The following is a 9517-nucleotide window of genomic DNA, read 5'->3' as shown; positions in this document are numbered from 1 at the left end:
GGTGCGGGGGGTCGGGCTCCGGAGTGGTTGACAAGCGGGGGCGCCCCGGCACACACTTCAATCATTCCTTAAAGCGAAAACTATTTTCCACATTATGGAAGTAGATGCTGGAGGCAAGGTATGAGCCACACCCTGGGGTACACGGTGAACTGCTCGCTGCTGTTCACCGAGCTCCCCCTCAACGACCGCCCCCGGGCGGCGCGGGAGGCGGGCTTCGACGCCGTCGAGTTCTGGTGGCCGTTCGAGAGCCCGACCCCGCCCAAGGACGAGGTCGACGCCTTCGTCTCCGCCCTCGACCGGGCGGGTGTCCGTCTCAGCGGCCTCAACTTCTTCGCGGGCCGGCTGCCCGGTCCCGACCGCGGCGTGCTCTCGCACCCCTCGCGCAGCGCCGAGTTCCGCGCCAACACCGACGTCGTGGTGCGCATCGCCGAGCGCACGGGAGCCACGGGCTTCAACGCCCTCTACGGCCTGCGCCAGCCCGGGACGGACCCCGGCGAACAGGACAGGACCGCCCTGGAGAACACCGTCGCGGCGGCCGAGGCCGTGGCGGCGGTCGGCGGCACCGTCCTCATCGAGCCCATCAGCGGGGCAGAGGGCTACCCCCTGACCACGGCCGCGGACGGGCTCGCTTTCGTCGCCCGGGCCCGGGAGGCGGGCGCGGACAACGTCGCACTCCTGGCGGACCTGTACCACCTCGCCGTCAACGGCGACGACTTCGCCGCCGCGGTCCGCGACCACGCCGCCGAGTTCGGACACATCCAGATCGCCGACACCCCCGGGCGCGGCGAGCCCGGCACCGGACGGCTGCCCATCGGGGAACTGCTCACCGCCGCCCAGACCGGGGGCTACCGGGGGCTCGTCGGCCTGGAGTACAAGCCGACCGTGCCCAGCGCCCAGAGCTTCGGCTGGCTCGACTGATCCCCCAGCCGCGCACTCCGCCACCAGCCACACGGCGCCAGCAGCACAGCACCAGCAGCACACCAGTCACGAAGGGGGCCCTCGTGCCCGTCAAGAAGATCGCCTTCATCGGCCTGGGCATCATGGGTCTGCCCATGGCCGTCAACCTCGTCCGCGCCGGGTACACCGTGACCGGCCACAACCGCAGCCCCGAGCGCGTCGACGCGCTGGTCGCCGAGGGCGGCCTGCGCGGGGGCGGCGTCGCCGGGGCCGTCGCCGACTCCGACGCCGTCATCACCATGGTCCCGGACTCCCCGGACGTGGAGGAGCTCATGCTCGGCCCGGGCGGCGTCTTCGAGAGCGTCAAGCCCGGCACCCTGGTCATCGACATGAGCACCATCCGCCCGGACGTGTCCCGCGCGGTGGCCGAGGCCGGGGCCGAGCGCGGCCTGCGCGTCCTGGACGCCCCCGTCAGCGGCGGCGAGGCGGGCGCGGTCGAGGCCAAGCTCTCCATCATGGTCGGCGGCGCCGAGGAGGACTTCGAGGCGGCCCGGCCGCTCTTCGACGTCCTGGGCACCACCCCGGTCCTGGTCGGACCGAACGGCTCCGGCCAGACCGTCAAGGCCGCCAACCAGCTCATCGTCGCGGGCAACATCCAGCTCCTGGCCGAGGCCCTGGTCTTCCTGGAGGCGCACGGGGTGGACACCGAGTCCGGTCTGGAGGTCCTGGGCGGCGGGCTCGCGGGCAGCACCGTGCTCCAGCGCAAGGGCGCCGCCATGCGCGCCCGCGACTTCACCCCGGGATTCCGGATCGCCCTGCACGACAAGGACATGCGCATCGTCACGGACTCCGCGCGCGCCGCCGGGGTCGCGATCCCGCTGGGATCGCAGGTCGCGCAGTACGTCGGCGCGCTCAAGCACCGGGGCCACGGCGGCCTCGACCACTCCGCGCTGCTGAAGATCGTCGAGCAGCTCTCCGACCGCTCCGACGAGTAGCGGACCGGCCCTTTCCGGACACGAGGGCCCGCACCCGGCCCCGAGCCGTCCGTCCACGGTGTTGGCCGCACCGGCGGACACGGCCCGCGCGCCGTCCCGGCCCACCCGCGGGCTCGCCCGTACCCCAGCAGCACAACGGCAACACCCCTAGCACCCGGCTCCACCACCACACAGCCACCAGCACCCCTAGCACTGAAGGGTTCGCTTCCCATGCCACAGATGCCCGCGATGAACGCGGTCGTGGAGGTCCTCAAGGACGAGGGCGTCGACACGGCCTTCGGCTGCCCCGGCGCGGCCATCCTGCCCCTCTACAAGGCGATGGAACAGGTCGGCGGCATCGAGCACCTGACCGTCCGCCACGAGGAGGGCGCCACCCACATGGCCGACGGCTGGTCCCGTACCACCGGCAGGGTCGGCGTGGCCATCGGCACCTCCGGCCCCGCCGGTACCAACATGATCACCGGCCTGTACACGGCCATCGCGGACTCGGTCCCGATCGTGTGCATCACCGGGCAGCAGCGCACCGACCTGCTCGACAAGGAGGGCTTCCAGGCGGTCGACATCGTCGAGATCGCCAAGCCCGTCACCAAGTGGGCCGTCCAGGTCAAGGAGGCCGCCACCGCGCCCTGGATCTTCCGCGAGGCCTTCCGGATCGCGCGGGAGGGGCGTCCCGGCCCCGTCCTGGTGGACATACCGGTGGACGTCGCCCAGCGGCTGATCGACTACGACCCCGCCATCGACGCCCCGCTCAAGGTCAACGCCGTCGAGCCGCACCAGCCCCGGGTGGAGCGCGCGCTGGACATGCTGCTGGAGGCAGAACGCCCCCTGATCCTGGCCGGAGGCGGCGTGATCACCGCCGAGGCCTCCGACGACCTGCGCGCGCTGGCCGAGCACCTCCAGGTCCCGGTGCAGGTCACCCTCATGGGCAAGGGCTCCTTCGACGAGGACTCGCCCCTGTACTCGGGCATGACCGGCGTGCAGACCTCCCAGCGCTACGGCAACGCCTCCTTCCTGGAGTCGGACCTGGTCCTGGCGGTGGGGGCGCGCTTCGCCGACCGCCACACCGGGCAGATCGACGTCTACCGGGGCGAGCGCAGGTTCGTCCACGTCGACATCGAGGCCACCCAGATCGGCCGGGTCTTCGAGCCCGACCTGGGCGTGGTCTCCGACGCGCGGCTGTTCCTGCGCGAGCTGCTCGCCGCCGCGCGCGCCCGCGGCGCCAAGGCCGAGGTGCGGCCGTGGATCGACCGGGTCGCCGAACTCAAGGCCGCCCTGACCCGCCGCGAGGACTTCGACACGGTCCCGGTCAAGGCGCCGCGCGTCTACAAGGAGATCAACGAGGTCTTCGGCGAGGACACCTACTTCGTCACCGCGATCGGCCTGTACCAGATCTGGGGAGGCCAGCACCAGAAGGCGTACAAGCCGCGCCATTACCAGATCTGCGGCCAGGCGGGCCCGCTCGGCTGGGAGATCCCCGCCGCGATCGGCGTCAAGAAGGCGCTCAAGGACACCGAGCCGGACGCCGAGGTCGTCGGGATCGTAGGCGACTACGGGTTCCAGTACATGGTCGAGGAACTGGCAGTGGCCGCCCAGTACGACGTCCCCTACGTCATCATCATGCTCAACAACGAGTACCTGGGCCTGATCCGCCAGGCCTCGATCCCGTTCGACATGAACTACCAGGTCGACATCCACTACGACGAGTACGGAACCGACAACGTCAAGCTCATGGAGGCCTACGGGTGCTCCGGGCGCCGCGTCGTGGAGCCCGGGGAGATCCGCGAGTCCCTGGAGTGGGCCCGCGAGCAGGCCCGGGCCACCTCGCGGCCGGTGCTCGTGGAGATCATGATCGAGCGCGAGGCCAACACGCCGCACGGGCCCGCGATCGACGCGGTCCGGGAGTTCGAGCCGGCCCCGGGGGCCTGACGGCGGTGTGCCCCGTGCGGAACGCCTGCCACAGCGGACCAAACGGGGCACACTGGGCACAGGTGAACCCGCCGTTACAGGGTTGTGTCCGGAGTGTTTCGCGACGTGCGTTTTCTCCGGCCCGCACCTGCGCAAACGTGGAGTCACCTTGACGACGGAGCCGCCGTGCCAGGGAGCGGGAGAACGCAACGGAGTCGTCGTCGGCATTCTCGGAAGTTGGGAAAGCATGTCCCCCCACGCGCGTTTCCTCTCTGCGGCCGCCCTCGCGGCCGCCGCGCTCGCCTCCTCCGCGTGTTCCTCCCAGAACGGGTCCGAGGAGGAGTTCCAGGAACTCCTGGTGGAGAGCGGCCTGCCCGGTGACGAACTCAGGATCACCGCGCCGGACACCGAAGGGTTCTGGTGGGCCACCTACGAGGCCACGCAGGACTGCCAGCTGCAGTTCAAGTGGAACGGCACCGATCCGGTGCTGATCTACGGGGCCCAGACGGACGGTTACCTGGAGCTGGCCCCGGACGAGACCTACGTGGAGTCCTTCGGCCAGGGCAAGGTCCAGCAGGCCTGCCAAGGGGAGTTCTGACCGCCCCGGCCCCGGGCGCGCCGCCCGGGGCCGGGGCCTCGGCCACCGGCTTCAGCCCCCTGCGCCCGGAGCGTCCTCCTCTCAGCGGGGAACGGTGCCGCTCTCAGGGGTTATGGGCGAATTCGAAGGATCGGGTGGAGGGAGCGGACGAGCCGCGTCGCCCCGGTGAGGGGTTGAAGGGCGGCCGCCTCGGTGACCTGTGGCGTTACCCTGTCGGTGGCTACCGTGTGGTCGCCGACCTCGGGGACGGACTCCTCGTCGTTCTCGTGGCGGGCCCAGCCCACCGCGGCCGGGTGCGCCGGGACTGATCCCCGCGGCGACGTGTCCACCCGGCCGGGGCGGCGCGCGCGTGACCTGGCGAAGTGCGTACCCGGCCGACGGCCCGGCGGCGGTTCCTCCTAACGTGAGTGCGTTCCCGAGGGCACGGCCCCTCTCGACCCGCACACCACGGAGCCCGCCTTGAGCGACCTGTTCGATCCCGTCCGGATCGGCCGCCTGCACCTGCCCAACCGCCTGTTCATGGCCCCGATGACGCGTTCGCGCTGCCGCGGAGGCGCGCCCGGCGACCTCGCCGTCGAGTACTACGCCCAGCGCGCCTCGGCCGGGCTGATCATCACCGAGGGCATCCAGCCCAGCGTCCGAGGCCAGGGCTACACCGACACCCCCGGCCTGCACAGCGACGAGCAGATCGCGGCGTGGCGGCGCGTCACCGACGCCGTGCACGAGCGCGGCGGGCACATCTTCGCCCAGCTCATGCACTCGGGCCGGGTCGGCCACCCCAGCCTCTACCCCGACGGCGGCCTGCCCGTCGGCCCTTCCCCCATCGCCTCGGGCGCGTCCATGTACGACGGCAGGCAGAAGCTCGCGCACCCGGTGCCGCGCGAGATGACCGCCGCCGACATCGACCAGACCCTCGCCGACCACGCCGCGGCCGCGCGCAACGCGATCGCCGCCGGTTTCGACGGGGTGGAGCTGCACGGCGGCAACAGCTACCTCATCGAGCAGTTCCTCTCCGACGGCAGCAACCGCCGCACAGACGGGTACGGCGGCAGCGCCGCCAACCGCGCCCGCTTCGCCCTGGAGGCGGTGGACGCGGTCGTCGGGGCAGTCGGCGCCGACCGCACCGGCCTGCGCGTCTCCCCGGCCAGCAGGCTCAACGGCATCAGCCAGAGCGACCCCCTGGAGCAGTACCTCGCGCTCCTGGAGGGGCTGCGCGGCCGTCCCGGGCTCGCCTACCTGCACCTGACGGAGTCCGCCTCGGCCGAGTACACCGACGCGCTGCGCGAGGAGTGGCCGGGGACCTTCGTCCTCAACCCCGCCTCCGGCACCGACACCGGACCCGCCGCCGCGGCTCTGGCCGAGGAGCGGGCGGACGCCGTGGCGATGGCCTCGGCCTGGATCGCCAACCCCGATTTGCCCGCCAGGATCAGGACCGGTGCTCCCGTCGCGGTTCCAGACCGGGCCACCTACTACGGCGGCGACCACCGCGGCTACACCGACTACCCGGCCCTGGGCGCCTGACGCGAAATCCCGTCGACGGGACCGGACCGGCCGCCGGCGCGCGGTGACCGCGCTGCCGGCGACGGCCTCGGGTGTTGGCCGCACCCCGGGCCCCGTCGACGGGATCTGGAACAACCCCCCTAGCACTGAAGGGTTCACCGAAAATGTTACAGACCCCCCGCCGTTCTCTTGAGGTCGAGGTACCGGTAAGGGGGCGGATTCCGCCGTGCGCGCCCTCTGTGAGGAGGATGCCCAGGTCATGTGACGCGCGTCCCAACATGTGGACGCCGGGTGCCGGTTCCGGCGGGCCGTCTGCTAGCGTGAGGATCGTTATGCTGCGCGACCTGCTTCTCCTTAGCGGCCGCGGCGGGGGTCGTTAAAAGGTCGGCTCCCTCGCCGCGGGAATTCGGCTTGTCCTGGTCGACCATGACCAAGCGCCAGATCCACCCGAGGAGCCACCGAGATGGTGCCGCAGCAGAAGCCCAGCCCCATGCCCTTCCACCGCTACAAGCCCTTCGCGCCGGTGGACCTGCCCGACCGCACCTGGCCCTCCAAGAGCATCACCGAGGCCCCGCGCTGGCTGTCCACGGACCTGCGCGACGGCAACCAGGCGCTGATCGAGCCGATGGACCCCGCCCGCAAGCGCGAGATGTTCGAGCTGCTGGTGCGGATGGGCTACAAGGAGATCGAGGTCGGCTTCCCCGCCGCCAGCCAGACCGACTTCGACTTCGTCCGCTCCCTGATCGAGGGCGACGCGATCCCCGACGACGTGCAGATCTCGGTGCTGACCCAGGCCCGTGAGGACCTCATCGAGCGCACCGTGCAGAGTCTGGTCGGGGCCAGGCGCGCCACCGTGCACCTGTACAACGCCACCGCGCCCACCTTCCGCCGCGTCGTCTTCCGCGTGGACCGCGATGCCTGCAAGGACATCGCCGTCCAGGGCACCAGGCACGTCATGCGCTTCGCCGAGCAGTACCTGGGCGGGACCGAGTACTTCGGCTACGAGTACTCGCCCGAGATCTTCGTCGACACCGAACTGGACTTCGCCCTGGAGGTCTGCGAGGCCGTCATGGACGTCTGGCAGCCCGGCCCGGGTCGCGAGATCATCCTCAACCTGCCCGCCACCGTCGAGCGCTCCACGCCCAACGTCTACGCCGACCAGATCGAGTGGATGAGCCGCAGCCTGTCCCGGCGCGAGCACGTGGTCGTCTCGGTGCACCCGCACAACGACCGCGGCACCGGCGTGGCCTCGGCCGAGCTGGCCGTCATGGCCGGGGCCGACCGCGTCGAGGGCTGCCTGTTCGGTCACGGCGAGCGCACCGGCAACGTCTGCCTGGTCACCCTGGGCATGAACCTGTTCAGCCAGGGCGTGGACCCCCGGATCGACTTCTCCGACATCGACGAGATCCGCCGCACCGTCGAGCACTGCACCCAGCTGCCGGTCGCCCCGCGCCACCCCTACGGCGGCGACCTGGTCTACACCGCCTTCTCCGGCTCCCACCAGGACGCCATCAAGAAGGGTTTCGCCGCCCAGCGGGAGGCCGCCGACGCCGCCGGGACCCCGGTGGAGGAGTACGTCTGGGACGTGCCCTACCTGCCCATCGACCCCAAGGACGTGGGCCGCAACTACGAGGCCGTCATCCGGGTCAACAGCCAGTCCGGCAAGGGCGGCGTCTCCTACATCATGCAGCGCGACCACTCGCTGGACCTGCCGCGCCGCCTCCAGATCGAGTTCTCCCAGGTCATCCAGAAGTTCACCGACGCCGAAGGCGGCGAGTTCGCCGCCGGGCGCATCTGGGAGATCTTCTCCCGGACCTACCTGGCCGAGGACGGCCCGGTCGCGGTGCTGGCGCACCGCTCCACCACCGACAGCGACGGCACCTACCGGATCGAGGCCGACGCCCGGGTCAACGGCGAGATCCGCGAGCTGACCGGCACCGGCAACGGCCCCATCTCCGCGTTCTGCGACGCCCTGACCGGCGTCGACGTCAAGGTCCGCGTCATGGACTACGTGGAGCACTCCATGGGCGGGGACGGCGACGCCCGTGCCGCCGCCTACGTGGAGGCCGAGATCGACGGCCGCGTGGTGTGGGGAGTGGGCATCCACAGCAGCATCACCACGGCCTCGCTCAAGGCGCTGTGCAGCGCCATCGCGCGCGTCTGACACACGCACGCCCGAGGGGGCGGGGCCGCGACCGCCGGGTCGCGGCCCCGCCCCGTCACCGGCCGCTAGAGCAGGCCGAACGGCCCGGGGTCGGGCAGGCCCGAGGCGGCGCACGACTCCCGGTGCGCGCGGGTCAGCTCGCCCAGCGCGACCGGCCTGCGCGAGGTCGCGGCCATGTCCTGGCGCGCCTCGGCCGTCCAGGGGGAGGGGCGCAGTGCCAGCCCCCGCGCCAGGTCCAGCGCCTCGGCCTCCTCGCGCCAGCCCTGCCAGCGCAGGGCGCGGTAGAAGTCCTCCAGGTGGCCGTCCAGCAGCCACAGCAGCCAGCCGGAGTAGGCCGTCTCCAGCGGCTCCCACTCCAGGGAGTCGGGCGCGAAGTAGACCATCTCCCCGGGCCTGCCGGGATAGTCCCCGCCCTCGGCCGCGGGCCCGTTGAGTGCGAACACCCCGCCCAGCACGTCGTGGGCGACCACCAGCCGCGGCGGCGGGCCGTACACCACCGCCGCGCTCAGGTCGTTGACCTCGCCCAGACCGGGCAGCTCGGCCCCGCCGCCGCCGTGGACGCGCAGCCACCCGCCGTCGAGGAGCAGGCCGCCGGACTCCAGCGCCATCGCGCCCAGGAAGGACCGCGCGGTCACCTGGAGGCGGTGCAGGCACGTGCGGCCCCGCTCGGGGTCGACGGGCAGGGCGCGCGCGGCGGCTCCGCCCCGCTCCAGGCGTTCGGACAGCAGCGGCCAGGCGGGCTCGTCCACCTCGACCAGTTCACTCAACTCGCGCACAGGGCCACCTCCCGTCGGGCCGCGAGGGGTCGCGACGGCGGTCCACACTACCGGTCGGCGCCGACACGTCCGCCGAGGCCTCCGGGAGGGCGAACGGGGCGGCACGCCCTTCGGGCCGCGGACCGCGCGCGTGCGGCCTCCAGTGCGGCCCGGCCGCCGAGCTCCCCCCGCACACGCGGGGCCGCCCTCCCCTCCCGGGAAGGCGGCCCCGCGTGTGCGCCGGAGATCACTCCCAGCCGAACATCTGTGTCCAGGCCCTGCCGGACTCGCCGACGCCGATAGCGACCAGGTCGCAGTTGAGGATGTTCCGGCGGTGCCCGTCGCTGTTCATCCAGGCGTCCATCACCTGCTGGGGGCTGGTCTGCCCCTTGGCGACGTTCTCCGCGCCCCAGGCGTCGTAGCCGTGGCGGTCGGCCCGGTCCCCGGGGCCCTCGCCCTCGGGGCTCTCGTGGCTCATGTAGTCGCGCCGGTCCATGTCCTCGCTGTGCTCCTGGGCGGCGGCGGCCAGCCGGGAGTCCACCCGCAGCGGGCCGCAGCCGGCGTCCGCGCGCTGGGCGTTGACCAGGGTCACGACCTGGGCGGTCGACCCGCCGGAGGGGGCGTCGGAACCGCTGTCGCCGCCTCCGCCGTCGCCGCCGCCCGAGCCCCCGCCGTCGGACTGGGAACCGCCACCGCCACCGCC

8 protein-coding genes are annotated in these 9517 nt (G+C 72.2%); 6 read left to right on the top strand and 2 right to left on the bottom strand.

Going from position 1 to position 9517, the window contains the following annotated elements; genetic code table 11:
* The first annotated feature begins 120 nt into the window (after window positions 1-120).
* From ABD54_RS23400 to leuA, 6 genes are all read left to right on the top strand, one after another.
* Window positions 121-918: a hydroxypyruvate isomerase family protein gene (locus tag ABD54_RS23400; RefSeq protein WP_047871693.1), complete on the top strand. Its 798-nt coding sequence runs from the start codon at window positions 121-123 to the stop codon at window positions 916-918.
* Window positions 919-1001: 83 nt separating this feature from the next.
* Window positions 1002-1892 carry a 2-hydroxy-3-oxopropionate reductase gene (locus tag ABD54_RS23395; RefSeq protein ID WP_082166958.1) on the top strand — a complete coding sequence of 297 codons (891 nt, stop codon included), beginning with the start codon at window positions 1002-1004 and terminating at the stop codon, window positions 1890-1892.
* Between the two features lie 210 nt (window positions 1893-2102).
* The gene (gene gcl, locus ABD54_RS23390) at window positions 2103-3818 is read left to right on the top strand and encodes a glyoxylate carboligase (protein ID WP_047871692.1); all 1716 of its coding nucleotides are present in this window, start codon (window positions 2103-2105) and stop codon (window positions 3816-3818) included.
* Between the two features lie 226 nt (window positions 3819-4044).
* Window positions 4045-4395 carry a hypothetical protein gene (locus ABD54_RS23385; protein ID WP_047871691.1) on the top strand — a complete coding sequence of 117 codons (351 nt, stop codon included), beginning with the start codon at window positions 4045-4047 and terminating at the stop codon, window positions 4393-4395.
* A 459-nt stretch (window positions 4396-4854) separates the two neighbouring features.
* On the top strand, window positions 4855-5916 hold the full coding sequence (locus ABD54_RS23380) for an alkene reductase (protein WP_047871690.1): 1062 nt from the start codon (window positions 4855-4857) through the stop codon (window positions 5914-5916).
* A 442-nt stretch (window positions 5917-6358) separates the two neighbouring features.
* Complete coding sequence (gene leuA / locus ABD54_RS23375) at window positions 6359-8059, top strand: 2-isopropylmalate synthase (protein WP_047871689.1); 1701 nt, start codon at window positions 6359-6361, stop codon at window positions 8057-8059.
* 65 nt (window positions 8060-8124) lie between these two features.
* On the opposite strand, the gene ABD54_RS23370 is transcribed toward leuA, so the two are convergent.
* Window positions 8125-8835, bottom strand: a complete 711-nt coding sequence (locus ABD54_RS23370) for a DUF2625 family protein (protein WP_047871688.1) — start codon at window positions 8833-8835, stop codon at window positions 8125-8127.
* A gap of 226 nt (window positions 8836-9061) precedes the next feature.
* Window positions 9062-9517: CAP domain-containing protein (locus ABD54_RS23365; protein ID WP_047871687.1), on the bottom strand; the 456-nt coding region annotated here is incomplete at its 5' end.

This window comes from Nocardiopsis sp. RV163, from assembly GCF_001029525.1.
Taxonomy (GTDB): Bacteria; Actinomycetota; Actinomycetes; order Streptosporangiales; family Streptosporangiaceae; genus Nocardiopsis; species Nocardiopsis dassonvillei.
This window is presented reverse-complemented; position numbering and strand designations above follow the sequence as displayed.